Origin of the sequence: Clostridium beijerinckii HUN142 (assembly GCF_000621745.1) — a bacterium.
GTDB lineage: Bacteria > Bacillota > Clostridia > Clostridiales > Clostridiaceae > Clostridium > Clostridium beijerinckii_A.
In genome coordinates this window covers 412,761-439,359 of sequence record NZ_KK211336.1, presented here as the reverse complement: position 1 = coordinate 439,359, position 26,599 = coordinate 412,761, and the positions used below count along the sequence as shown (strand labels likewise).

At 29.1% G+C, this 26,599-nt stretch carries 24 protein-coding genes and 1 riboswitch; of the genes, 3 read left to right on the top strand and 21 right to left on the bottom strand.

All coding sequences use genetic code 11. From position 1 onward, the window contains the following. Window positions 1-533: 533 nt before the first annotated feature. Window positions 534-851 (top strand): hypothetical protein, encoded by a 318-nt coding sequence (locus T483_RS0123245; protein ID WP_026888974.1) that lies wholly within the window; start codon window positions 534-536, stop codon window positions 849-851. Window positions 852-1,036: 185 nt separating this feature from the next. Here T483_RS0123245 and T483_RS0123240 read toward each other — a convergent pair whose 3' ends face one another. Further along, window positions 1,037-1,582 (bottom strand): rubrerythrin family protein, encoded by a 546-nt coding sequence (locus T483_RS0123240; RefSeq protein ID WP_026888973.1) that lies wholly within the window; start codon window positions 1,580-1,582, stop codon window positions 1,037-1,039. A gap of 320 nt (window positions 1,583-1,902) precedes the next feature. Here T483_RS0123240 and T483_RS29760 point away from each other — a divergent pair, with 320 nt between their 5' ends. Then, window positions 1,903-2,724: a TerC/Alx family metal homeostasis membrane protein gene (locus T483_RS29760; RefSeq protein WP_051560534.1), complete on the top strand. Its 822-nt coding sequence runs from the start codon at window positions 1,903-1,905 to the stop codon at window positions 2,722-2,724. Between the two features lie 536 nt (window positions 2,725-3,260). On the opposite strand, the gene T483_RS0123230 is transcribed toward T483_RS29760, so the two are convergent. The 4 genes from T483_RS0123230 to T483_RS0123210 all read right to left on the bottom strand — a co-directional run bounded on the left by T483_RS0123230 (window position 3,261) and on the right by T483_RS0123210 (window position 8,289). After that, complete coding sequence (locus T483_RS0123230; protein ID WP_026888972.1) at window positions 3,261-3,878, bottom strand: DUF5105 domain-containing protein; 618 nt, start codon at window positions 3,876-3,878, stop codon at window positions 3,261-3,263. Between the two features lie 633 nt (window positions 3,879-4,511). Then, window positions 4,512-4,682, bottom strand: coding sequence for a hypothetical protein (locus T483_RS31290; RefSeq protein WP_026888971.1), 171 nt, complete (start codon window positions 4,680-4,682; stop codon window positions 4,512-4,514). 279 nt (window positions 4,683-4,961) lie between these two features. Next, window positions 4,962-6,683 (bottom strand): methyl-accepting chemotaxis protein, encoded by a 1,722-nt coding sequence (locus tag T483_RS0123215; protein ID WP_026888970.1) that lies wholly within the window; start codon window positions 6,681-6,683, stop codon window positions 4,962-4,964. A gap of 125 nt (window positions 6,684-6,808) precedes the next feature. Beyond that, a riboswitch (cyclic di-GMP riboswitch) is annotated at window positions 6,809-6,892 on the bottom strand. Between the two features lie 461 nt (window positions 6,893-7,353). Further along, window positions 7,354-8,289, bottom strand: a complete 936-nt coding sequence (locus T483_RS0123210; RefSeq protein ID WP_026888969.1) for an NAD(P)H-dependent oxidoreductase — start codon at window positions 8,287-8,289, stop codon at window positions 7,354-7,356. A 316-nt stretch (window positions 8,290-8,605) separates the two neighbouring features. On the opposite strand from T483_RS0123210, the gene T483_RS0123205 reads away from it, so the two are divergent. Then, window positions 8,606-11,131, top strand: coding sequence for a GH39 family glycosyl hydrolase (locus T483_RS0123205; RefSeq protein ID WP_026888968.1), 2,526 nt, complete (start codon window positions 8,606-8,608; stop codon window positions 11,129-11,131). Between the two features lie 282 nt (window positions 11,132-11,413). On the opposite strand, the gene T483_RS0123200 is transcribed toward T483_RS0123205, so the two are convergent. From T483_RS0123200 to T483_RS0123120, 16 genes are all read right to left on the bottom strand, one after another. Further along, complete coding sequence (locus T483_RS0123200) at window positions 11,414-12,970, bottom strand: ABC-F family ATP-binding cassette domain-containing protein (protein WP_026888967.1); 1,557 nt, start codon at window positions 12,968-12,970, stop codon at window positions 11,414-11,416. A 321-nt stretch (window positions 12,971-13,291) separates the two neighbouring features. After that, complete coding sequence (locus T483_RS0123195; RefSeq protein ID WP_026888966.1) at window positions 13,292-13,567, bottom strand: CD3324 family protein; 276 nt, start codon at window positions 13,565-13,567, stop codon at window positions 13,292-13,294. 274 nt (window positions 13,568-13,841) lie between these two features. Further along, a complete protein-coding gene (locus T483_RS0123190) occupies window positions 13,842-14,240 on the bottom strand; it encodes a YmaF family protein (protein WP_026888965.1) in 399 nt (132 codons plus the stop codon). Window positions 14,241-14,386: 146 nt separating this feature from the next. Further along, the gene (locus tag T483_RS0123180; RefSeq protein ID WP_026888964.1) at window positions 14,387-15,604 is read right to left on the bottom strand and encodes an HD-GYP domain-containing protein; all 1,218 of its coding nucleotides are present in this window, start codon (window positions 15,602-15,604) and stop codon (window positions 14,387-14,389) included. Between the two features lie 68 nt (window positions 15,605-15,672). Further along, a complete protein-coding gene (locus tag T483_RS0123175) occupies window positions 15,673-17,064 on the bottom strand; it encodes a sensor histidine kinase (protein ID WP_026888963.1) in 1,392 nt (463 codons plus the stop codon). Further along, the gene (locus T483_RS0123170) at window positions 17,048-17,764 is read right to left on the bottom strand and encodes a response regulator transcription factor (protein WP_026888962.1); all 717 of its coding nucleotides are present in this window, start codon (window positions 17,762-17,764) and stop codon (window positions 17,048-17,050) included. The genes T483_RS0123175 and T483_RS0123170 overlap by 17 nt, the downstream gene beginning before the upstream one ends. Window positions 17,765-18,089: 325 nt before the next feature. Next, the gene (locus T483_RS0123165) at window positions 18,090-18,671 is read right to left on the bottom strand and encodes an NAD(P)H-dependent oxidoreductase (RefSeq protein WP_026888961.1); all 582 of its coding nucleotides are present in this window, start codon (window positions 18,669-18,671) and stop codon (window positions 18,090-18,092) included. A gap of 139 nt (window positions 18,672-18,810) precedes the next feature. Next, complete coding sequence (locus T483_RS0123160) at window positions 18,811-20,556, bottom strand: FMN-binding protein (protein ID WP_026888960.1); 1,746 nt, start codon at window positions 20,554-20,556, stop codon at window positions 18,811-18,813. A 47-nt stretch (window positions 20,557-20,603) separates the two neighbouring features. After that, window positions 20,604-21,665 (bottom strand): FAD:protein FMN transferase, encoded by a 1,062-nt coding sequence (locus tag T483_RS0123155; RefSeq protein ID WP_035790511.1) that lies wholly within the window; start codon window positions 21,663-21,665, stop codon window positions 20,604-20,606. A 36-nt stretch (window positions 21,666-21,701) separates the two neighbouring features. After that, window positions 21,702-21,848 (bottom strand): hypothetical protein, encoded by a 147-nt coding sequence (locus T483_RS31285; RefSeq protein ID WP_155268535.1) that lies wholly within the window; start codon window positions 21,846-21,848, stop codon window positions 21,702-21,704. A gap of 85 nt (window positions 21,849-21,933) precedes the next feature. Next, window positions 21,934-22,113: a (2Fe-2S)-binding protein gene (locus T483_RS0123145; protein ID WP_026888958.1), complete on the bottom strand. Its 180-nt coding sequence runs from the start codon at window positions 22,111-22,113 to the stop codon at window positions 21,934-21,936. A 157-nt stretch (window positions 22,114-22,270) separates the two neighbouring features. After that, window positions 22,271-22,891 (bottom strand): nitroreductase family protein, encoded by a 621-nt coding sequence (locus T483_RS0123140; protein WP_026888957.1) that lies wholly within the window; start codon window positions 22,889-22,891, stop codon window positions 22,271-22,273. A gap of 208 nt (window positions 22,892-23,099) precedes the next feature. Continuing rightward, a complete protein-coding gene (locus tag T483_RS0123135; protein WP_026888956.1) occupies window positions 23,100-23,513 on the bottom strand; it encodes a (2Fe-2S)-binding protein in 414 nt (137 codons plus the stop codon). A gap of 48 nt (window positions 23,514-23,561) precedes the next feature. Then, entirely contained in the window at window positions 23,562-24,263 is a 702-nt protein-coding gene (locus T483_RS0123130; protein ID WP_026888955.1) for a pirin family protein, read from the bottom strand. 219 nt (window positions 24,264-24,482) lie between these two features. After that, on the bottom strand, window positions 24,483-24,929 hold the full coding sequence (locus T483_RS0123125; protein WP_026888954.1) for a MarR family winged helix-turn-helix transcriptional regulator: 447 nt from the start codon (window positions 24,927-24,929) through the stop codon (window positions 24,483-24,485). A gap of 199 nt (window positions 24,930-25,128) precedes the next feature. After that, window positions 25,129-26,574, bottom strand: a complete 1,446-nt coding sequence (locus tag T483_RS0123120; RefSeq protein WP_026888953.1) for an FAD-dependent oxidoreductase — start codon at window positions 26,572-26,574, stop codon at window positions 25,129-25,131. Window positions 26,575-26,599 lie beyond the last annotated feature (25 nt).

Sequence of the window (26,599 nt, the reverse complement as noted above, 5' to 3'; positions counted from 1 at the left end):
GAATAATTTTAAAGTTAATTTGAATCGGTTACATAATTATTTTATCTAATTTACATCTAATTAAAAACATAACAAATTATAGAATTTATACAAATTTTTATATATATTTCATTTTATCGCTTGCATCAATTAGCATAATATAAGACATATCCATTTAAATCTAATAATCTCATGTAGAAATATTTATATCTAAATTGAAATAACTTAGCAAATCTCTTAAAAAGACTAAAAATTTAATATAAGTTACAGTAACTATAAATAAAGCTCAGAGAACTTCTATCATTCCCCTGAGCTTTATTAAAAATTTAATTCGCTTTATTATCGTTATTTATAAATTCATATATAGAATAATTAATTATTTTTAGGATTAACTAATAAACTGAATACTTTTGTATAAATTACGCATAACTAATTTCAGAAGATATTAAAATAATTAATTTAATTTGGTAAAACACTTAAATACGCTCCTTTAGAGGAGCCTATTTTCATCAATAAACTTCGTTTTTAAGATACCATAAAAAGGAGAGTCTTTTATGAAAAAATCTACTATAGTGCTTTTTATATTTTTATTATTGTCATTTGCTAATTTAACACAAAGTGCCAGTGCAGCTTCCATAGTTTTAAATCAAGGTATTTATAATGTAAGGGATACTAACCTAACAATAGGATCTCCTATGACGGCTAAAATTAGTGATCCTAACGGAAGAGTTATCATTTTCGTAATTGACAATAATCAATACATAAGAGAGCTTACAAGGCTAGATTCTCAATCAAAAGAACATACTCTGAAGCCTTTTGACTATGGATATTCAGTTATAATTTTTGGAAATACTTCTGTCACGTTTTCTTAAAAAGTTTTCGTAATTCCTATTACAAATCTTTTCTACAATAGGAATATAGGCATATTATGATTTTAGAACAAAAAGCAGTAGTTAAAATTCCTAATCTACTGCTTTCAAATAATACTCACTCAGCATAGTATACTTAAATAATATATCTTATAATTTTACTAACCCATAATTTATATTAAAATTTCTTAAAAACTTCTTTTTTTTGCACCACAAACTGGACACTTCTCTACATTATCTCCAATTTCAGTGAACCCACAGATTGGACATATATAAATTGATTCTTCTCCTATATCTTTCCCATTTTTTGCAACATCTTGGGCCTCTTGAAATAACTTAGCATGAATCTTTTCGGCTTCTAGTGCAAAATTAAATGATCTATGAGCATCTTTCTCTTCCTGAAAATTAGCAGTTTCTAAATATACTGGATACATCTGTTCAACTTCATGTATTTCACCATTAATTGCACCTTGAAGATTTTCAACTATGTTTGTATGACCAAATATTGCTCCAGCTGTAACTGTGCTATCTCCAACTTGATTCTTTAATACGTTAAAATGGTTTTTAGCATGACACCATTCTGCATAAGCAATTCCTTTAAAAAGTCTGCCTATATTAGGATACCCATCTTTTTTAGCACTCTCTGCCCAAATAGTATATCTCATATGAGCCATACTTTCTCCTCCGTATGCTGACCGTAAAAAATCTGCAGTCATTGCATTTTTAACTGACATTATTACATACATCCTTTTATCTAAATATATCAACATTATCTAGTATATTAATTATTTCTAATAATAATTACTCTATATGAATTATGAAAAAGCTTTTGTAAATAATATAAAAGGTGTGAGCTCAATATACAAACTGAATTTACAACAAAAGAGCATACTGTAATATGGAGCTTAAAATACTACAAAAAAATTTCACATATTTATTTTTAAGTTAAAACCATATTAAAAGTTATAATTTATATTGCTTTTTGTATCAACTTTCTATATATTGGGAATAAAATGCAAATTTAACTTTAATTGATCTGAAAGGAGATTAAAAAATGTCTACTAGAAAGCATTTATTTAAATTTTTATTGATAACATTTATAGCACTTATATGTAATTTATCAATATGGTATTTTATGGACTCAGAAAGAGCTTTAGAATTTTTAGGCGGATATATTATTGAGCTAAGTCTTAGTGTTGATAACTTATTTCTTTTTCTTCTTATATTTTCAAGTTTTGGAATTAGTCCAAATCATCAGAAAAGAGTTCTAAGCTATGGGATTTTTGGTGCTATCATATTAAGATTTATATTTGTTATTTTAGGTATTGCTGTTATAAACACCTTTAAGTGGATCTTATATCTATTTGGCATACTTCTTATTATAAGTGGAATAAAGATTATGATTAACAAAGAAGATGATGTATCTTTTGAAAATAGTAAATTAATAAAACTACTAAAAAAAATAGTGCCTGTAACTAAAGAACTTCATGGTGAAAAATTTTTTGTAAGAATAGATAAGGTTCTTCATGCCACCCCTTTATTTGCATTGCTATTTTTAATTGAGGGTTCAGATTTACTATTTGCAATAGACTCAATACCAGCTATATTTGCAATAACAACTAACCCATTTATTATATATTCTTCAAATATTCTAGCTATACTAGGACTTAGAAATTTATACTTTATTCTTGAAAAACTTCATAGTACTTTTGAGTATGTTAAATATGGAGTTGGTGTAATACTTATATTTACAGGCATAAAACTTGCAATTTCATTTAAGTATCACATCTCCGTAGGAATTTCGATTATTATAATTGTCTCTATCCTTCTAATAAGTGTAATTTCATCTATAATTATAAGTAAGATAAAACAGTAATCCATAATTATTAAGGTTTTTTAATTAGAATTTTAAATGTAATTTACTATGACAAGATGATATAAAGATATTGTTATTCTGCAATATCCTTATATCATCTTTTTCATAAACAAAGAAATTACGCCGCGTCCATTTAAGGATAGCACTCTGAACTCTTCTTACTTCGTAAAACCGCTGAATTAACTGAATTTTGTTATCGGAAACCTTTATACTTTCTTAGAAGAACAAAATCGCATGAGACTGTCTAAATGAAGATTTTTTGCACATCTACCTTCTTAAGCGTATGTGAGAAAAATCTAGCAGGCCAATAGATTTATTTTTTATTCTTTTACAGTTCTTTTCAAGCCCACTTGAATATAAATTCCTAGAGAATAAAAAAATGCAGCCAATTTAATGACTGCACTTAATGGGATCTAAAGTAAAAATTGAAGATAATTCAACTTTTACAAATACATTTTATCATATTTATCTATAAATTTTAAGAAATAAATAAAGCAGTAGTAAAATTTCTTCTACATACTGCTTTTAGTTTCATTCTATTGGCCAATTGCTCCCATTAATGCTACAACATCATCTTCACTTGGTAGCCAAACACCACCTTCTTTAGTTAATGTTATTGTTATTGTCTGTGGTTCTTGTTTTAATATACCAGACGCCATACTGCCTCCGATAAGCTTAAAAGATTCTGTATATATCTGTTGTTTAGTCATTGAAGGATTTTCAGTAACTTTTTTCATTATTTCACTCTGACCATTTTCAGTGATTTTCTGCATATCAAATCCTTTTATTTTAACTTGAACTTTAGCTGTGTTCTTATCTGTTGATGAAGAGACTACTTCATATTCTATTTTAGTTAATCCTGTAATAATATCCTTCTTAAATGAAGTTTTTATATCATCTGTTAGAATACTTTCATCCAAACCTGAATTTTCAAAACCTCTCATCATTCCATCATCAAAACTATTTCTAAATTCAGTATAATCTTTTTCCTTCATCCCTATCTTATCCATATTCGTTTTATCATCTTTTAAAAGTAGGTCTAAAAATATCTTAGCACTTTCTTCTGGAGTCGCTTTCGTTCCGCAACCTACTAGCATAATTGTTGCCATCATAACGGCTAACAATAATACAGAAATTCTTTTGAGTTTTTTCATTATTATCCCCCTAAAATGTAGTATTTAATTTGATATAGTAACACATTAATTACCATATCTTTAATATTTTATTATACTTTTCAATTAATTTCAACATTTATTTCATATTAATTCAATGTTTAGAAATATGTGTAAACAATTACTATCAAATAGAAAGAGACAAACTAGGCGTTCCTACCTAGAATGCCTTAAGTAGCTTCATCAATTAATTTTCTGCTGGCCTTAGTCATATTGTTTAACATTTATTAACTGTATCTAATATATTAAAAGTAAATGAGGTGTTTATGATGCCAAATAATGAAAATGAACTATTTTATATCATTGGCGCTATACTTACTATATTAGTAAACGTGCCAGAGATCATAAGACAAATAAACATTAATTTAAAATTCAATGAATCTATAAAGCACCATAAAATACTATGATTAAAATGCAAGAAAAGCATTTAGAATAATTCTAAATGCTTTTCACTTTCTAAAATGAATCTATCTATAATTACAACATTTTCTTAGTTAATTACAGAAACATTCATTTTTACTACCTAATATTTCATAATAAAAAGCATTACTTCTAAATTAAAGTAATGCTAAAGAGACATATTTTCTAATTCACAATTAATAGATATATTAATTGTTATCTTTTTCTTGATGATATTGGGTAATTATAATCTTGAGTAAAATGATATCTGCCTGGATTTTCTGGTTGATTTACTGAATTTTTTTCTTCTTCTTCAAGTTCTGCTGCCATATTTTGTCTTAAATGTTTTTCATAATATATTTTTTCTTTATCAGTTAAATTCTTCATACTTATATCACCTCCATTTTTATTGTTTTCTTTTGCGAGATTAATATACGCCAGTATAAACTAATAAACTGCATTAAAATAGACACCTACAAATTATATGTAAGTGTCTATTTTATTTACAATTAGAATTAAGTGCAAATTACTATCAAAAAATAAATTAACTATGTTTCTAGTATTATTTAAATCTTATACTTTAATTTCTTTTTTATCTCATCGTTAATCTATTATCTTTGATGTATATTTGCATTATTTCTCCTATATATAGTCATTTTAAATAACCTATATTCTAAATTTAGTTATAATCTTTCTCAATTCCTCAGACATTTGAGATAGAAGTTTACTAGATGATGCGATTTCTTCAACAGATGCTAATTGTTCTTCAGCAGCTGCTGATATTGTTTGAGTCTCATCAGCTATCTTACTACTTATATTTTTAATATTATTTACTGAATCAACAGATTCTTTAGTTCCAACAGTTATTTCAGTGATAAAATCTGATATTTCGTGAATCTGACTAGATATTTCTATTATCATTTGAAGGATTTCCTGAAAACTTGTTCCTGCAACATCAACAATATTTGCTCCTGTTTTAACTTCTTTTGAGTTTTCATTCATAACTGTAACTGCACTAGTTGTTTTATTTTGTACGTCATTAATAATTCCAGCTATTTCTTTAGTTGCCTCTTGTGATTGTTCTGCTAACTTTCTAATTTCTTCTGCTACTACACTAAAACCTTTCCCGGCTTCCCCAGCCCTTGCAGATTCTATTGCCGCATTTAATGCTAGAAGATTTGTTTGTTCTGATATACCTTGGATTGTATCAAGTATTTGTCCAATTTTCACTGATTTCTCTTCAAGCTCGCTTATAATGAGAGATGTTTCACTAGTCTTTTTCTCTATTATTTCCATTTGGTTCATTGCCTTCTCTACTGCATCTTCACCAGCATTTGCTGATATTTTTGCCTTATCTGTTAAAGATGAAACAGATTTTGTATTTTCAGATACTACATTTATCTTATTAGATATGTTTTCAACCACTTTGTTTGTACTATTAGCAAAAGAAAATTGCTCATCTGCTCCATGTGCCATTGTTGTTACTGCAGATGCAACTAGATTTGATGCATCTGCTGACTGTTCAGCACTTGCTGTTAGCTCTTCAGATGATAATACCAACTGTTCGGATGTATTGCCTAACTGTTTTATTAGTTCAACAATGTTTTGGGTCATCTTGTCTAACGCATTACTTACAACACCAAATTCACTCTTATCATTAAGACTTTCTTCTTTTATCTTTATAGAAAAATCACCTTGAGATAAAGCACCTATAAATGCTACAAAATCATTTAATCGCTTTGTGATACGTTTTGTTATTAATATTCCTAATAAAATTATTAATATTGAAGCTATAGCAACAATGCTTGAAAAGATTATTACTGCAATTTTAAAATTTGCTTTATCTTCTGCCTTTATTTTCTCAGCAATTTGTCTATTATGTTCTCCAAGTTCAACTAAATCAGCTAAGAAAGCATCAGCATATGATTCAACATTTTTTTCATAATATTCGTAAGCTTCTTGATTTTTGTTTTCACCAGCTAAATCTAGTGCAACTTTTCTACCTTCTCTATATTTAGCTAAATTACTATCAATCTGACTAACCTTGCCAGCCTCAAAATCATCTAATTTCATTTTTTTATAAAGCGCCATATAATTGTTAAATTCTTCAGCACGAGCATTTATATCTTTTGTTAAATTACTATTTTCATTTTTATCAGTAGTTACCATAATTCTAAAAATGTCAGCTGAGATAGCTCTTGCATGTACTCTAGACTCACTAAGCCATTCACTAGATAGCAGTCTTTCGCTATACATAACCTCCATACTTTTACTAGACGTTTGTAAAAAATAGTAACCGGTTATTCCAACTGCAAATAATCCTACTAAAGAGCAAATTATAAGCATTGCTAATTTTTTACCTACCTTTAAATTGTTAAGCCACGTCATTTTATTATCCCCCTTATCTTCATACTAGAATCTTAAATATAATTTCATTATTACAATATATTTATTATAATGATCAATTAAAAATAAAAGACCAACAAAAACTTAATATATTTATGGATTACTAAGTTTTAATTGGTCGGTTGCACAACTAGCTCCAAATTCTCAAAGTGCCCAGATATAGAGAATTTTTCATTGCTTCCAATTGTTCTATTTTTTATAAATACACTTACCTAATATATAGAAATATTATCATATTCATGTAAAAAAATCAATAATCGATAACATAATTGTCGAAATCAATTCCAGTAATTGCCTAAATTATTATCTAAACGTACTTTTTTAGATAGCTCTTAGTTAAATTAGTCTTATCATTATACCAATAAAACTCTATACTAATCTAGTAATAATTGATTATATTGAGTTCAAATAATATTCTAAATAATGGAACTTTAATTAATAAACATCCACTTCTATCCTGATAGAGAAAGGTAAATTATCTGTCAATATTTAAAAGGCTAATGCTATTTTAATTTAACAGCATTAACCTCTAAATTTTTTAGCATCATAATCATCTTTTTAATCGTGTACTAAATACTAATCCGTAATAAAACGATACCTCTATGTTAAAACATTATGCATTTCGCTTTTATTTTATAATATGTTACCTCATCTATTTTTGCGGCTTAGTTGATGTAATGAATTTCTTGTAATTTTCTAAACGCTTCTTATATTCCTCTGATTTCCTTAAGTTCATAGTTGTTTCAACTGTCTTTTTAATATCATCAGCATGAATAAATTTTCCTGATAATGTATCATGAGCATGGCTTAATTGTTCTTCTGGAAACTCAAATCTTACTTTACCTTCAACTATCTTAACTTCGCCTTCAATACCACATAAGCAGCATACAGCATGTGTAGATTCTCTATCTAAGAAGAAATTTCTGCTATGGCAATGCGGACATACACCTTCTTCACCCTTATAAGAGGAATTTTCAATATCTTTTGCAGCTTCTGCAATATTCTTTCCTATTTCATGAACTCTTGCAACTTTTTCATCATCTACGATTATTGCAGTAGACCATGGGAAAACTTCATTATTTATAACTTTCCACATAGGAGTTAATGCTTGAATTGCTGAATCACATTGGAATGCTGTAACCCAATCTGAGCCTCCAATTCCTATATAAGAAATCACTTTATCTTTTAAAATTTTTGGATCTGGAGCGTTACCTCCTGTTTCCTCTGCAATCTTAGTAGCTACAACATTATTCCCTCTATCCATTCTTGGTCCAAAACGATCTCTAATTGTTAAAAATGCACTTGGAGCCCCTTTACAAAAAATAGGGTTTGCAAAAATTATTCCATCTGCATCTAGCATTTTGTCTAATAACCAATCAAAGTCATCTTTTAAGACACACTTATTTCCTTTTCCTGTCATAAGTGAATTAACACAAGCTGTACAGCCTGTACAAGGCTTTATATCCAAATCTAATAAACGAACAAATTCAACTTCTGCCCCCATTTCCTTTGCTGCTATTAAAGCTTCTTTGCACATAGCATCATTATTTCCATCTTTTCTTCCACCTGAAATACCTAGAATTTTCATATTTTATACCTCCAATTATTTCGTTAGTATAAAATCTATACATAACGCTCATTCATTAATATTCTAGCATTGGATTATTACATAAAAAATTGAGTATTATATTTTGTTAACTGTAAATTTCTATTTATTTTCTAATAAATAATAAAGCTTCATAAAAGCCAGTTAAACTTTAACAGTAAAAATATTAATTTTTTACACTTATACTTTTTATTTCACTTTACTATATGTTATAATTCTTTCCTGATAGTGCTGTAAATTCATTAATCATATATAGACTAAGTTAAAATTTATACATTATCATTTATGGAGGTATTTTATGAATATAAATCAGGAACTTATAACTTTTAAAACTTCATCTCCTATGGAATTTTCTGTACTATCAATTGAAAACCTAGAACGCTACTGGCATAAAAGCCTAGAGCTAATATATATATTAGCTGGCAGCGTTCAAGTTCAGTGCCGTAATATGCAGTATACTTTACATGAAGATGATCTTATTCTTATAAATATGTTTGATGTGCATTCCTTATATGGGAGAAAATGTGAAGTATTATCACTAAAAATTGATATTTCTGCATTGGACCCTGAAATTTCTCGTTTTGCCCAAAATAGATTTGATTGTAATTCATCTATAGAAGCTGATAAAAAGAAATTTATACAACTAAAGCATCTTCTCGCCTTAATCGTAAGATCTAATGTTAACCCAGAAGATAATGTTGAACTCTTAAACAAATCATATATTTATAAATTGTTATACATACTAACTAGCACTTTTAAAGTAGAGGAATCTGCAAATTCAAATGATATAAATAAAAATTCAGAAAGAATAAAAAATATATTAAATTATATAAGCGAAAATTATAGAAATAAAATTTCCTTAAATACTTTATCGGATGAGTTTTATCTATCTATGCCATATATCTCAAAAATTTTCAAAGATTTTATAGGAATTAGTTTTAGTGAATACTTAATAGAAATAAGACTTTCTCATGCAATGAAAGATTTAGCTGACTCTAACTTAACAATTGAATACATTGCTGAAAAAAATGGTTTTTCTAATACGCGTTCCTTTGTTTCTTCTTTCAAAAGTAAATATTCATGTCTTCCAAGCTCATATCGAAAAAACATGGATATATATGATATTGACACAAAAAAGAATATGACGGAAAGTGTGAATTACTTTGTTTTACGCCATAATACTTCATTTAACCGTTTAGTGGATTATTTAAAACATGACGTTATTGTTCCAGAAGAAAATAAACGGAATACTACAATACGCGAAGTGAATCCAATTGATACTTCAATAAAGGGCGTACCGTTAAAGCATACATTTAAAACTCTTACTTGTATTGGGAAAGCAAAACATATTTTAATTTCTGAAAATCAAGATATACTCCGTGAAATGCAAAAAGACATCGAATTTAGATACATCCGTTTTCATGGATTATTAGATGATGAAATGATGTTTTACTCTGAAAATCAAAATGGTGAACCTGAGCTATGCTTCACTTATATTGATTTAGTAATAGATTTTCTTCTTTCAATAAAACTAAAACCTTTTATGGAACTTTCATTTATGCCAAAGCAACTGGCACTGAATCCTTCTCGCACAATGTTTTTTATTAATTCGATTATCAGCCTTCCTAAATGTATGGAAAAGTGGACTTATGTTATTGAAGAGCTTGCCAAACATTTTATTTATCGATATGGTAAAGAAGAAGTTGAATCTTGGCCATTTTTCTTATGGAATGAGCCAGATTTAATAAAAATGTTTGGCTTTGAAAATAACAATGACTTTCTTATTCTTTTTAAGGAAACATTTACTGCATTAAAGAATATTGATCCTTGCATTAGTTTTGGAAGTTCACCTGTTTTCTCTACCACATTGGCAGGTTCAAATGACTGGATGGATACTTTTATGAATTTCTGCAAATCAAATAGTTGTACACCTGATTTTCTAACTATGCATTTTTATCCCATGAGCTTTCAAGATGGCGATGCTACTGCTATTTCAAAAAAACTTCATTTAGAAATGCAAAGATATCTTGTATATACGGAATCTGAAAATTCTTTAAAAGAAAATATTCATTACATTAGAAAAAGAATTAAAGAAAAAGATTGGAAGACTGAAAAATTATACTTAATAGGTTGGAATTCTTCAATTTCTAATAATGAGCTAATAAATGATACCGCCTACAAAGCAGCTTATATTGCAAAAAATATATTAGAAAATTATGATAATCTTGAAAGTTTTGGGTATTGGCAAATATCCGATTTTACAGAAGAAGTAAAGATGAAAAACGAATTGTACCACGGTGGACAAGGTATTTTCACCTACAACGGAATAAAAAAATCTCATTATTATGTTTTTGAAATGCTCAATAAACTTAGTGATATATTACTTGAAAAAGGCGATGGTTTCTTTATAACGACAAATGGATCCTCGATTCAAATAGCCTTATACAATTACCAGCATTATTCAAAGCTATATGCAACAGGTGAAGTGTTTGATATGACTTTTACCAATCGATATACACCATTTCCTAAAACAAATATATTAAAAGTAATTCTTCCACTCATAAATCTTTCTGAAGTTTGTTATGAGATAACTGAAACTATCGTTAATAAAGATTATGGAAGCTCTTTTGATAAATGGCTTGAGTTAGGCGGATTGCCACTACAAAATAAAAATTATATTGATTATCTAAAATCTGTATCACTTCCGAGAATTCAAAAGAAAATTCTCCATACTAAAAATAATTCACTAACAATAACTGCTGAACTAGAACCACACGAAGTACGATTAATAGAACTAAAACCTATTTATATGAATATTAATTAATTATTTTTTCTTTAATTCAAGCCTATCTCTTAAAAAGTGGTTTTATAAACCTAAGGCACAAAAATCCTAAGTAGAATTAAAAATCTAATTCTGCTTAGGATTAATTTATAATCTTATCCCCTTATCTCTTATAACATTCTGCTCTAAAACAATTATATAAATCTCATTTTTCTCTCCGACTTCTATATACTTCTCCAATTCATTCTCAAATGATTTGAAACAAATGTCAAAGCTCCTCTTCACATTTTTTTATACATTCTTATAGAATCCTTCTAACATAGGCTATTGTTTACTAAAATCCCCCCACTCTTCATAATCCCATACATCTGTTGCAATATCTCTATAGAACTCCGGTTCATGGCATACTAAAATTATGCCTCCTTCATATTCTTTTAAAGCACGCTTTAATTCATTTTTAGCATGAATATCTAAGTGGTTTGTTGGTTCATCTAACACTAATACATTTGTAGGTTCATTAATAAGCTTGCATAATCTAACCTTGGCTTGTTCCCCTCCACTTAATATATTAATGGGGCTATCTATATGCTGTCTTGTCAACCCACACCTAGCAAGCTCTTTTCTTACTTCTGTTTGAGTTAAGTCAGGAAAATCACTCCAAACATCATATAAAACTGAAGTAGTAGTGTCCTCTTCAACTTCCTGCTCAAAATATCCTATTTTTCTATGCTCACTTAAGATAACTTTGCCACTAATGGGCTTTAGCACCCCAAGTAAGGTTTTTAGCAAAGTTGTCTTTCCTAAACCATTTGCTCCCGTTATTGCAATTTTTTGTCCTCGTTTCATTTTTAAGTTTAAAGATCTGCTTAAAGGTTTATTATATCCAATAATTAAGTTGCTTGCTTCAAAGACTATACTTTCTTGCATTGCCACACTTTTGAAATTAAAATGAGGTTTTATAACTTCCTTTTTTATTTCTATCCTTTCAATTTTATCAAGTTTCTTTTCTCTTGATTTAGCTTGCTTTGAAGTTGAGGCTCTTGCTTTATTTTTTCTTATATAATCCTCAAGCTTTGTAATTTCGTTTTGCTGCTCTTTATATTCAATTAATCTCTGCTCTTTTCGTATTTCATATAGTTTAATAAAATAATTATAATTCCCTTCATATCTTGTTAATGTTTTATGCTCAAGATGATAAACTACATTTATAACATTATTCAAAAAACTATTATCATGAGATATTAATATAAATGCATTTTCATAATTTAGTAAATAATCTTTAAGCCACTCAATATGCTCTTCATCTAAATGATTAGTCGGCTCGTCCAGCAGCAAAATATCTGGCTTTTGTAAAAGTAATTTAGCAAGTAAAATTTTAGTTCTTTGCCCTCCACTTAAAGCTGAAACATCTTTATCTAAAAGCTCATTAATCCCAAGCCCCGCTGCAGTCGCTTGTATTTGGGAATTTATGCTATAAAAATTGTTTTTGTCTAAGATTTCTTGCATGATCATAATCTTATTTAAAGTTTTATTCATTTCTTTCTCATTCATATTTCCTAGATCAATATATAAACTATTAATTTTATTTTCTATATCAAATAAATTTATAAATGCTTCTTTTAAAAAGTTTAATGCAGTAATTCCTTCTTTTAAGTCAACCAGTTGATCCATATATCCAATGCTAAATTTATTATTCCACTTAATAGTACCTTCATCGGGCAGTATTTGATCTGTGATTATTTTCATAAAAGTCGATTTTCCTTCACCATTAGCACCAATAAGACCAATATGATCTCCTTTTAATAACCTAAAAGATACATTGCTAAATAATATTCTATCGCCAAATGAATGGCTCATGTTTTCAATTGTTAAAATACTCATATTATACATCTCCTTGTGTTCTCATAATGAATGATATCATCATGTAATATAAAGACCAAGTTCACAAATAAATCTGTAATGTTTACAATCACGACATGGAGGAGATGAAATATTAAATTTCAAAACAATTTATAAATTTACATATATTCAAAGAAAACAATTTTTCTTTGAATATATGTTTATATCAAACTATTTTTCTAGAAAAATATATAAATATTTATAGTAAATATGCAGTTTTATAGGATTTTTATATCACTCCAATATAAAAAAAGGCATATTTTCCATAGTAATGACCGTGAAAAATATGTCTTTTCTTTTATATTAAGTAGAATTTTTTTGTTTCCTTATTATTCTTCTAATACTACTTTCAGTTAAAAAATACTGTTCACATAAAATTTTAACAGACATTCCAGATGAATATTTATTAAAAATTTCTTTATCTCTTGCACTAAGGTATCTTTTAGTTTCAGTATTTTCTCCCCATGATTTTTTATTTTCATTTTTTCTTGGTATATAGATATATCCGCCATCTGTATATTTTTGAATTAGTTCAATTATATTATATGGCAGTATATTTTGTGCTTTTTCATATTTCATAATTTCTTCGCTCCACTCTACATTTAATATCTAAATGAAGATGCAAAGACCTATTATAATATGAAAAACTTAATGTTGATATATTGGCTCCAGGCAAAAGTTTTTCACATATTATAATCTTTGCATGGAGCTAACTACTATTGTTAGAAACATCGTAAATTCACTTCCTTTTTATTCTATAATATTATATCACAATAACTTGTGTCAATTTTGACGCTTTGAGCTTCAAATGTAATCCGTATTCCTAAATCATAAGAAGATACTTCATTATAATTTATTTAGATTTGCTATCCTCTGGCACGCTAGTAGGATCTTCTATTAATGTTGTAAAATAATAATTATGCGTATGTCCATCATCATAACTTGTTTTTCCACTTAATAAGTGAACATGTTTTTTACCATTAAGATAAAGTGCCGGGCCAGTAGTATCATTTATTTCATGATAATGATCAGTAGAGGTATCTATAAATGACATTACTTTATGAACATGGGATTGTCCATATCTTATTGACGGTCCAGTAACACCTGCCATACGATGGCTATGTTCCATTCCTTCATCGTCCTTTACATAATCCACACTTGACTGAAATTCATGATTATGAGTCTCTTTTTTATTAGCTTGATTCTGATTTTGATTATTATAACTACCGTAGTTGTTATAATTGTTTTCCATTAAAACTTCCTCCAAATAAATTAAAATACTCCATATTATATTCATTTGGTTTTTGAAGGTGAAAATCATAACTTTTACTTAATAAATTTAATTCTCTTATCATATCCTTGTAGTAAAAATTAATTACTTTTGTATTACCAAACAATCTACCTCAACTTACTAAAAACATTATCGATATCTTTAGTTATTTTAATATCTATAAATCCATTATCCATCATACTTTTTAGTATTTCCATTGCTTTTTCGTGGGATAATCCCTTTCTGTATGGTCTCTCCTCAGTAAGTGCTTGATAGATATCAAGGCAACCCATAAGGCGTGAATTAAAGTCTATTTCTTTATCCATCATACCAAGAGGATATCCTCTTCCATTTAACTTTTCATGATGATTCGAAGCCCACTCAGTAATGTCCTCAAATCCTTTTATTTCTTGAAGTGCTAATCTAGTGTACTCTGGATGTTTCATTATAATTTTAAATTCCTCATCAGAAAGTTTGTCAGGCTTGTCTAACACATCATTTGGGACTGCTAGTTTACCAATATCGTGAAGATCTGCTGCAATAATTAACTTCATCTTTTCTTCTTGCTCTAAGTTATAGAAATCTGACATAATAGCAGCCTTTTCTGATAGACCTTGCGAATGCCTTTGAGTATAGCTGGATTTAGAGTCAATAATTTTTGACAACACATTAGTTATACTATGAATTTCTTCAAAAGATAATTCCAGACTATACTTTGGAATTTCTTTCTCTAATTCTATACTAATATAATTATTTTTTAAATTCTCCCAGAACTCCTCATCCTCAGCAACTTTAAAAAATGCTTTTACAATTCTTGGAGAAAATGATACGTTTTCTTGATGTCTTACAAATTCACAAACTTTATTTTGCATATCACGATTATTATTTTGTAAATCAAAACTCTTTTCTAAAGCGTCTGCGATTGCTATAATTTGCGACATCAAAGGAATCTCTTCTCCCCTTAAGTTAAAGAATCCCGTACCATCATACCTTTCATGATGGTACTTTATTATATTTTTCACATTAGTAAGCAATGGATAGTTTTTAATATTACTTTCTCCAATTGTACAATGTTCTTTTACACCTTCTAATAATGCTGCATTTTTTAATTCTTTTGTAGCCAATTTTTCATGCAGGCTATATTCACTTAATCCATTGTCATGTAGCATTGCAAGCGCAGCTACATCATGGAGTTCTTCAGAACTTAGCCCCATCTCTTTAGCGATGCTAATTGAAATATATGCAGTTCTTTTTCCATGGTTGGATGCCATTCCGAGAATATCCATTTCCACAAAGTCCAAAGCAAACGAAACGGCCATTAAAAATTCATTTAATCTAAATAACATAATTCTCCTCCTTGTTACATCAAACTTATCTTTTGTATAAAAAAAAACGAAAATAGTATAAAAATATTTTATACTATTTTCGGTACTTTTACCACAAAATTAGTTCCTTTACCAATTATGCTATCTACTGTTATATTTCCACCATGTGCTCCAACTATAGACTTAGAAATCGTAAGTCCTATCCCTGCTCCACCCGTTAATTTATTTCTTGACTCATCTGCCCTATAAAATCTCTCAAACACATAAGGTAAATCATCCTGTGATATTCCTATCCCTGTATCCTTAACGCTTAGCTCAATGTAACTATTATCTTCAGATATATTAACCTCCACTTTACCACCTTTTTGAGTATATTTTAAGGCGTTAGATATTAGATTAACTACAACTTGGCTTATTTTATCTTTATCTAGATATGCAACAATGTCTTTCTCATGAAAAATTAAAGATACGCCTTTATTTAAAAATTCATTTTCGAAGTTTAGAACTATATTTTTAACAGCCTCACCAATATTAAACTCCGTCTTATTTAAAACGAGATTTTCACTTTCATACTGTGCTAACTTTTCCAAATCTCCTACAAGACGCTTAAGTCTTAGTATCTCTTCATGGCAGCTTATAAGCCTCTCTGGAGTTGGCTCCCATACTCCATCTATCAATGCTTCCATATGACTTTGAAGAGTAGAAAGTGGAGTTCTAAGTTCATGGGAAACGTCTCTTGTTAATCTTTGCCTTAATTTTTCCTGTTCATTAAGAGAATATCCAAGACTATTAATAGTTGCAGTTAGTTTGTCTATCTCCTCAACATTTGATTTCTTCTCAATCTTTTGACTATAATCCCCTTTTGAAATCATCTCTGCTATATTTATAACCTTCAAAATTGGTCTGCTTAATCCTTCAGCCATTATCAATCCCAGTATTAATGCACATAATAAAGAAGCTGCTCCAACACCTATAAGTATTTTATTTAGTGTTTTTGAATACATTATGTCATTTTCATCATAATAGAAAGGGCCATAATGACCTATACTTATAGTTCCTACTTTATTAGAATTATTTATTATTGGGTATTCATCCTTAGAATATTCGCTTTCCCAGGTTGGAAAAATCTTTTCCATTGTACTAATCAAACGATTTTTAACTTCTTCACATTTAATATTATTGTAAGTTTCAGCATCCCATATTACTTTATTTGATGCATCTTTTACGGTAATAAATAGTCCATTTTCAATTGCACCAGCACCAATACTTTGAATTGCCTCAACATTAAAATTTGCACTATTGCTATACTCACGACTTATAGCTGCAACAATAATTTTATTGTCTCTTTCACGTTCTTGAATAACATAATTTTTAAATTGATTCACAAGAAAGAAGTGTGAAAGGATACTAATTAGTGCCACACAAATCATGGTTATAAATATGTATGAAAGTGAGAGCCTATTTCTAAGATTTCTCTTCATTAAATTCTCCTCCAAACCTATAGCCTGTTCCATGGACAGTAATTATATACTGTGGATCCTTAGGATTGGTTTCAATCTTTTGTCTTATATTTTTAACGTGAGTATCTACATTACGATCATATCCATCATAATCATCTCCAAGTGCCGTGCTTATTAGCTCTTCCCTTGTAAAAGTCTTATTAGGATACTTAAGTAAGGTCATCAATATTTTATATTGCCTTGAGGTAAGCGCTATATGCTCTCCATTTTTCCGTATTTCTTTCTTTAACATATCTATTACCAAATCATTTTCATTAAACGAAATTTCATTAGATAAAGGTACAACTTCTTCATTAAGTCTTCTAAATATAGCATATATTCTTGCTATAAGTTCTCTTGGACTAAAAGGTTTAGTTATGTAATCATCAGCACCCATATGTAATCCTGAAATTATACTCTTTTCATCAATTTTTGCTGTAAGCATTATAATTGGTACTCTAGATCTTTTTCTAACTATGCTGCAGATTTCTTCACCTGTCATATCTGGCAGCATTAGATCTAGAACTATTAAATCTGGATTAATCCTTTCAAACGTCTCCAATGCTTGATTACCATCATATGCTTCAAATACAATTGCACCTTCCTTCTCCAGATATGATTTTATAACTTCAACTATCTTATTCTCATCATCTACTATAAGAACCTTTTTCTCTTCCAGCATATTTTATCCCCTACCTAACTTAAATATCATAACTTATCCAGTCAATATATCCTTACTATATACTGCTTTTACTTAAGAGTATCGTATGTAATTTAGTTATTTGAAACGCTGCTGTTGTACCAAATACAATAATTACAACTTATGCTCCAGAAATTACAAATAAACTATTCTTAGATTCAATTCCTAGTTTATAATTTACTTTTATTTAACTATGATAACTTATCTCTATTTCTATATCAAATTAAGATTATATCCAGGCATACTTACATTCTGCCAAGATATAACCTTAATTCATAATCTCCCTATTAACAATAAATAAGAATTTCTATATTTTATCTTTTATTATATTTTCTACTTCTCTTAAATACTCCTTGCGGGTTTCATCCGGAACATAAGGAACTGCGCCAAAAAATCTATGACCAATAACTTTTATACCACAGAAATTAAATATCCCTATATCTGTAGTCTGTTCCATAGAGTTATGCATCCCATTTTCAGCATAAATTTCATTAGGAGTACCTGTTGTACAAAATATTAATGCTCTTTTTTCAGTTAATAGCCCTTTTGGAGCCCCATCTACATATTCATATCCAAATCCATAAGAAAATACTCTGTCAACATACCCTTTTAATACTGCTGGAAGACCTGCCCACCAAACAGGATATACAAACGTAATGACATCAGCCCATTTAACATGGTCTTGTTCTGTTTTTATATCTTCAGGTATGTTTCCACTTTGTAAAGCCTCGAAATCAGATGGTTTGAGAATAGGATCAAATCCTATTTCATAAAGATTTCTAACAGTCACATTATCCCCTTTTTCTTTTGATGCATTTTCTATACTATCAACTATTCCTCTGCAAAAGCTTTTTGGGTTTGGATGAGCAAATACAACTAAATGATTCATAATTAATTCCTCCTTAAATTTAAATACATTCTATTTTCCCTTGAAAAAATAAATATATTCTCTCTCTATTTCATGCCTATTAAGCATCTATTTAAATAGATATTTACGAAGAAATTTAATTATGTCTGTATTAGGAGAATTAATTATTTCTTACTGCTTGATTTAGTGCATCATTTACAGCCATTATAATTCCCTTACTTGTCATTGTCGCACCCGATACTGCATCCACCTCTGTAGATTGTTTTTCTATAATTTCACTCGGAATTACTGCTAAAGCTTCCTTTCCTTTTGTTTCATTATTAGATACAATCTCTACATTTGTGATTTTATCATCTTTTACTGTAACTGCTACTTTTAAATTTGGACTTTTACCTTGTCCAATTCCATCATAAGTTCCATCATTATATTTCCCTTGATTATTAGCTGTTGATGAAACATTTATTTCTGCTTGACTTAAAGCATTATTTACTGCTTCCATGATTCCTTTACTTGTCATTGTAGCTCCTGATACTACATCAACGCTTGTGGATTGTGTATCTATGATTTCCTTAGGTACTGTATTTAAGGCTTCTTTTCCTTTTGTTTCATTGTTAGATACTATTTCAACATTTGCGATTTTATCATCTTTTACTGTAACTGCAACTTTTAAATCTGGATTTTTACCTTGTCCAACACCTGTATATGTTCCATCATTATATTTCTTTTGCTTAACATCTTTGATTTCTGCTTGACTTAATGCATCATTTACTGCTTCCATAATTCCCTTACTTGTCATTGTAGCTCCTGAAACTACATCAACATCTGTAGATTGTTTTTCTAAAATTTTGCTCGGGATAGTATTTATTGCTTCTTTACCTTTTGTTTCATTATTAGATACTATTTCTACATTCGTGATTTTGTCGTCTTTTATAGTAACTGCAACTTTTAAATCTGGATTCTTACCTTTTCCTACACCTGTATATGTGCCATCTTTATATTTCTTTTGCTCAGATTTATTAATATCAGAACTACTTGCAGCTGTATTATTTGATGAATGATTAGTCATTCCGTCATTCATAACACCACCTAAAGCATTCACCCCTGTAAATGCAGCAATTGCAATTGCACTAGGAAGTAATGGATTGACATCTTCACCTAAAATATTTACTTTAGTATTTTTTCTAGGACAAACATCTATGCACTTAAAACAATTTATACATTCTCCACTGCTCACCTTATCCATTTCATAAAGCTTTATTCCCATTGAACAATTATTTGTACATATTCTACAAGGTCCACACTTATCTCTAAGTTTCTTTATTTTTAGAATTCTAGCCTTCGATAAGATTGAAAAGACAGCTCCAAGTGGGCAAAGATATCTACAGAAAAATCTTTCTATAAAAACTGCTCCAATTGCTATTATTGAAAGTATTATAAATCCTCCTGTATAACCTGCTATAGCACCCGAAATATTATCAAGCTGTGCAAATGCATCCCAAGGACTATAACTATCAAACGCTGTACTACCACTTGTCCAAATAACTACTATTATAAATAGTAAAATAACATATTTTAAATATTTTAATATGGAATCTACTTTTTCATTTACTTTGAATTTTGTTTTAAATACTTTTTTTGATATCATGTAGATAAAATCATTAATAGCTCCAAAGGTACAAAGCCATCCACAAAAGAATCTCCCAAGTACTATGGTTATAATAAAAATTGTAATCATTGCTAATAATTGAGGCCATACTGATATTACATCAAAATTTCCTTTAAGAACCATTGAGTATAGCTTTTTAAATTGATTAAAAATCACTGCAACTAATTCTGGCATTAAAATTAAAAATATAATTTGAGAAATTAATCTCAATCCTTGTAACTTTGATATTGCTTTTTTCATCGTCTCTCTCCCATTCTACTATTCATGTTAATAAATTTGTTTTTCTCTTATAGGCTATCCTTGTAATTAAATTCTGTATTGGTTATCTTAAAATTATTTTTTATTCCTGAGGTTGCATATACTTCTTTATTTTTAGTAATAAAAATAGCATCAATTCCTTTTAAAGATTCTATTAGTTTAATACTCTTTTCAAGCCCCATAATATAAACCCCTGTAGATAGTCCATCCCCATCAATGGAGTGATCAGAAATTATTGTTGAACTTATAATCTCACTTTCAGAAGGATATCCTGTTTTAGGATCAATTATATGGTGATATATTTTTCCTTCCTTCGTAAAATACCTTTCATAATTCCCTGATGTAACTACAGATTTATTTTCCACTCTAATAACTCCAATATGTTCTCCACGAGTATCAATAGGATTTTGAATACCTACGTTCCATAAGGTTTTATCAGGCTTTGTGCCCAAGGCATAAATATTTCCTCCAAGATCAATTAAAGCGCTCTTAATCCTATTATTTTTAAAAACTTTCTTTACTTCATCTGCAGCATATCCTTTAGCTATCCCGCCAACATCAATTGCTTGGTTCGGATGTTTTAAACCTATTGAAAGATTTTTTTCATCAAGAATTATATCCTCGTAATTAACGAGCTTAAGATTATTTGTAATTTCACTTTTACTTGGTATTCTAGGATTATCACTTCCTATACGCCATAGACTTACTATAGGCTTTATAGTTGGATCAAAAGTCCCTTCTGATAATCTGCTGTATTCCACTGCTTTTTTTATTACAAAGTAAGTATCTGTGCTTACCTCTTGACTTGATACTCCAGCATTTTTATTTATCATGGAGATCTCGCTAAATTCTTTAAATACAGACATCTTATTTTCTATAACATTAAGTCTATCTATAGCTTCTTGAATGGCTCTTTCTCCATTTCTTCCATCTACTCTTAATCTTATTATTGTACCAAGTCCATAAAATTCTCTTACAATAGTATCTTCATTTTCTTTCTTATTTTTATTAACTACATAAGCTGCAATAACTATTATAAGAACTACAATAACAATTCCTAAGAATAAATTTTGCTGAATTAATCTAATCAATTTTTAATAACCTCCATAATATAAGATTTTAATTTTTTAAAACCATTTAATTCTTTGAGTTTTCCTTCCATCTATACTTACAACTTCTGAACGTATTCTAACATTTATTTGTGTGAATTTTATGGGGATAGAAAACTTTAAAACAACATACATTGTTTCATTAAGACTAGTTACCATAAACAAAAAGAACCACCACATAAGGATGCATAGGCATCTTTATGTAAGTGGTATCATGGTTGGTATAGTATTTAGCATTTTTATGTTTATGTTACTTTCCTAGTAATTCATCAACTAATGCTCTATTGTTTTCTACGCAATGGCCACATCCAGTTCCTACTTCAGTTTTTTCTTGAACTTCTTCAAATGATTTTGCACCATTAGCAATGGCATTCTTTATATCTTGTACCTTAACATTTTTGCATCCGCATATTACTTTATCATCATCCATTATATCGTCTCCTTTAACTGTTTTTAGATTTAAATATGAGATCTTTTAACAATTGTTAGTTTTAACACTTTCATCTTTATTATGTATGCTAATATTGAAATTCAAAGCATGTTTAACTCGAAGTTCAATATGCATATCTTTGGCGCAAAAGCTTTGATTAATAAAATTTCACGAATTCAGCAGCTGGCTTTCTATATCCTCTAATTTTATCACTACTCTTGTCCATTTTTCCCATAGTAATCATTAAAACTGGAACTTCATTCTCTGGTATATTTAATAACTTACCAACCTTCTCGTTCTCAAAATAGATCATCGGGCATGTGTCCCAGCCTTTATTTTTAGCTAATAACATAAATAGCATTGCTGACAATGAGGCATTTCTTATAGCTTCGTCATGCTTAAATTCTTCTCCCCATCCCTCATAAAGACTATTGATAGTACTAATCATGATTTCATATTCAGTTTTACCAAGCATTCCAAGCATCATTGAGCCTTCATAAATTTTATCCGCTGATAAGTATGCATTTTTATCACCTGTAACAATTATAGTTGCCGAAGCAGTTTTTATTTTGTATTGTTTAAATGACGCATCATAAACTTTCCCCATAAGCTCTTTATCTTCTACAACATAATATCTAGCATGTTGCAAATTAAAAGCAGAAGGTGCCAATGAAAGTTCTCTAAATATATCATTAAAATCTTCTCTAGGTATTGTAATATTTTCAATAAATTTATTAGCTGATCTTCTTTCTCTTACAATTTTCAAAAAATCATTCATTATTAATCCCTCTTTTTATTCTTATACTATTTATAAAGTTCAACTAATCTCCCTCTGAAGATTAGCGGAACTTATACCCACAAGGCTCAACTTATCTATGGTCGTACCACTGTCCCCCCATTTAAAGAAGTGGTTGGTTACAGTTGCTAGACATCAGATAAAATCTTATCAAAGTTTTCCTGATAATCAATGTATATACTACTAATTATTACCTTGCTAATAATTGAGCAACTAATTCTTTATTACTTTCTATGCAATTACCACAACCAGTACCAACTTTCGTAATAGCTTGCACTTCTTCAAATGAATTTGCACCATTCTTAATTGCATTAGCTAAATCTTGTACTGTAACTTTAAAGCATCCACACACTATTTGATTTTCATTAATTTTCTTATCTAATAATAACTTATTAACTAAATCTTTGTTACCATTTACGCATCTGCCACAGCCTGTGCCAACTTTTGTAATAGCTTGCACTTCTTCAAATGAATTTGCACCATTTTTAATAGCATTTTCTAAATCTTGTTGAGTAACTTTGAAACATCCACATACTATTTTATTATTCTCTGCTTTATCTCCACATGTACATTTTTTTATCTTTGAAATTATTGATTTTATCATCTTTTTTATTCCCTCCATTATTTTAAATCATCATTTGTATTTTATATATTAATTTTCTTTCTTCATTTCTAAAATCAAAATATGAGATGTCTCTTTGGCTTTGATTAAAATATCTTCCTCAACTATTTCTATTCCATCTCTATCATTTAACTCAATATCATTTATTATAGAGTCGCCTTCTATTTGAACCAAATATGCCTGTCTTCTTTCATTAACTTTAAAATTAATTTCTTTTCCTTTATCAAGTTCTAAAGAATAAATATTTATATCCTGATTTATTTTTATTGGTGCATTTCCATTTTTACTTGAAACCATATGAAGCAACTTATTTTGTCTATCACTCCACTCAAATGTATAGTCTCCATAATTAGGCTTATAATCTTCCTTATCTGGGAATATCCATATCTGTAAAAATCTCAATTTATCTTTTCCTAAATTATGTTCACTATGGTATACCCCTGTGCCAGCACTCATGTATTGAACATGACCACGAGTTATTGTATTTTTATTTCCCATGCTGTCTCCATGTGTAAGTTCACCATTAACTACATATGATATTATTTCCATATTTCTATGTGGATGAGTATCAAATCCAGTGTTAGGTTCAACTAAATCATCATTTATAACTCTTAAAACGCCAAACTTTATATTATGTGGATTATAGTATTCTGCAAATGAAAAATGAAATTTGCTTCTTAACCATCCTAAATTACTACTGCCCATATTTCCACTATCAATTCTTCTTAACATTTTTTATCTACCTCCTTCAAATTTTAAATCATATTTCCAAAATATAATTTATGAATAAGTAATATATAAGAGTTAATAGTTAAAAAGTATTATTAACAAACTCGAAGAGTTTTATCCTCAACTCTTACTTCTTCACTCTTGTCTTAACTCCCTTACCCAATATAACTACTAATTAGTTAATTACTAATTAGTACTATTTATTTAAAAATTAAGGTGTAATTATACACCTGATAATTTCTTTAAGGTATTTATTAAATTCTTCTTTTCTTCAACACTTAAAGCGCTAAAAATTTCACTTAAATTATCTACATGCTTAGGGAAGAGTTCGCTCATAAGCTTTCTTCCTTTTTCAGAGATGCTTATCAAACTTGCACGTCTATCCTTAGGATCAGGACGTCTCTCAATTAAATTATCCTTAGCTAAGTTATCTATAACAACAGTCATATTTCCACCAGTTGAAAGAGTTTTTTCTAATATTTCACTGACTCTTAAGTCTCCTTTATGATACAGTACTTCAAGTACTCCAAATTGCGGAAAAGTTAATCCTCCCTCTTTTATAATTTTAAGTTCTCTTTTATTAACGCTTTGTATGCATCGGCTTAATGCTATTACAGCTTTTAAATTTAAATCATTTAATTCTCCATAAGTAACTTTATTCTTATCCATGGGTATAATATTATTACTAATTAGTAATAATGTCAAGACATCATATCAAAATAGTTTTCCAAAAAACACATAAAAGCCTCATTAGTTTTACCCAAATCAAAAAAAGCCATCTAAAATTCAAATATTTTAAGACAGCTTTTTTAACTTATAAATTATATATTTTAAGTAACAGACTTATCCTAGTATCTATAGTACAGTTCTACACTTCATGAAGACACTTATTAGTAGGGCTTTCTATCCAGATTCCCTCGTAATTATATCTTGAGCCATGACAAGGACAGTCCCATGTTAAATCATCAGCATTCCATTTAACTTCGCAGCCTAAATGAGCACACTTGGTTGATACTGTATATACTTTACCTTCATTGTCCTTATAAACTCCAGTCTTTTTACCCTTATATTCTATGATGCCTCCATGGCCATTTTCAATGCTATTTAAGGTTTCCTCTGGAAGATTCACCCTTTCTGCAATAAAGTTTTTTGCAGTTATAACAAGGTCCTTTGCAGCATTTTTCATAGATGCTGACATATCAAATCTTCTTGGTGAGAATATTTCAGAGAAGTCATTTTCATTTCCAAGAATCATATCACTTATTATCATTGCTGCAACCATTGAAGTAGTCATTCCCCATTTTTTAAACCCTGTTTCAACATACATATTAGGAGTTTTAGATGAGTACTGACCTATGTAAGGGATATTGTCTAAAGTCATACAATCTTGAGTTGACCAATGATATTTTTCTGTTGCGTTTGGATAAAATTCTTTGGCAGCTTTTCTTAATTCTTCGTATGCTCCACCTTCTTCGTTCTCCCCAGTTCTTCTTACTGCACCACTAAATAATAATAAGTTCTTATAATTTCTAAATGAATATCCTGTTTTATCAATACCTTTATACATTCCATTAACATCTTGCGCATTTTCTAAGGCTATAGCATATGCTCTTTCTTGATGCATTCTCATAAAATAGTAACCTGGAGTATTTAAGAATGGGTAATGTGATGCAACAACTATTTTATTTGCTTTAATTTTCTTATCATTCTTTGTAACTACAGTATTATCTTCAGTAATATCAAGAGCTACTGTATTTTCATAAATAGTTAGTTGTTCAGAAATTGGTCTTAAGAATTTTAGCGGATTAAACTGCGCTTGATTCTTAAATTTTAACGCCTTTTTAGCGCCTACAGGAATGCTTACTTCATCTACCAGTTCTGCATCAATTCCTAATCTTTTTGCTGCCTCATATTCATCTTCTAGACTTTGGATGTTATCTAAAGTATACAAGTATGCATCTTTATGTTCAAAATCACAATCAATTTTTTCTGCATCAATTATTTCCTTGTATCTCTTTATTGCAAGTTCATTAGCTCTAGCATATTGACTGGCACTTTCTTCACCAAATTCCTTAATGATACTATCATAAATTAAATCATGCTGAGATGTTATTTTAGCAGTTGTATTTTTAGTAACTCCTCCTGCTATACTTCTAGCATCAATTACAACAACCTCTCTCCCACTTTTATTTAACATATATGCTGTGAGCAGTCCTGCCATTCCTGCCCCTATTATAAGAACGTCACATTGAATATCTTGATTCAGAGTTTCTCTTTTTCTAAAATTAACCTCAGAACTCCATACACTTTCCATGTAAATCACCTCATGCTTAGTATTC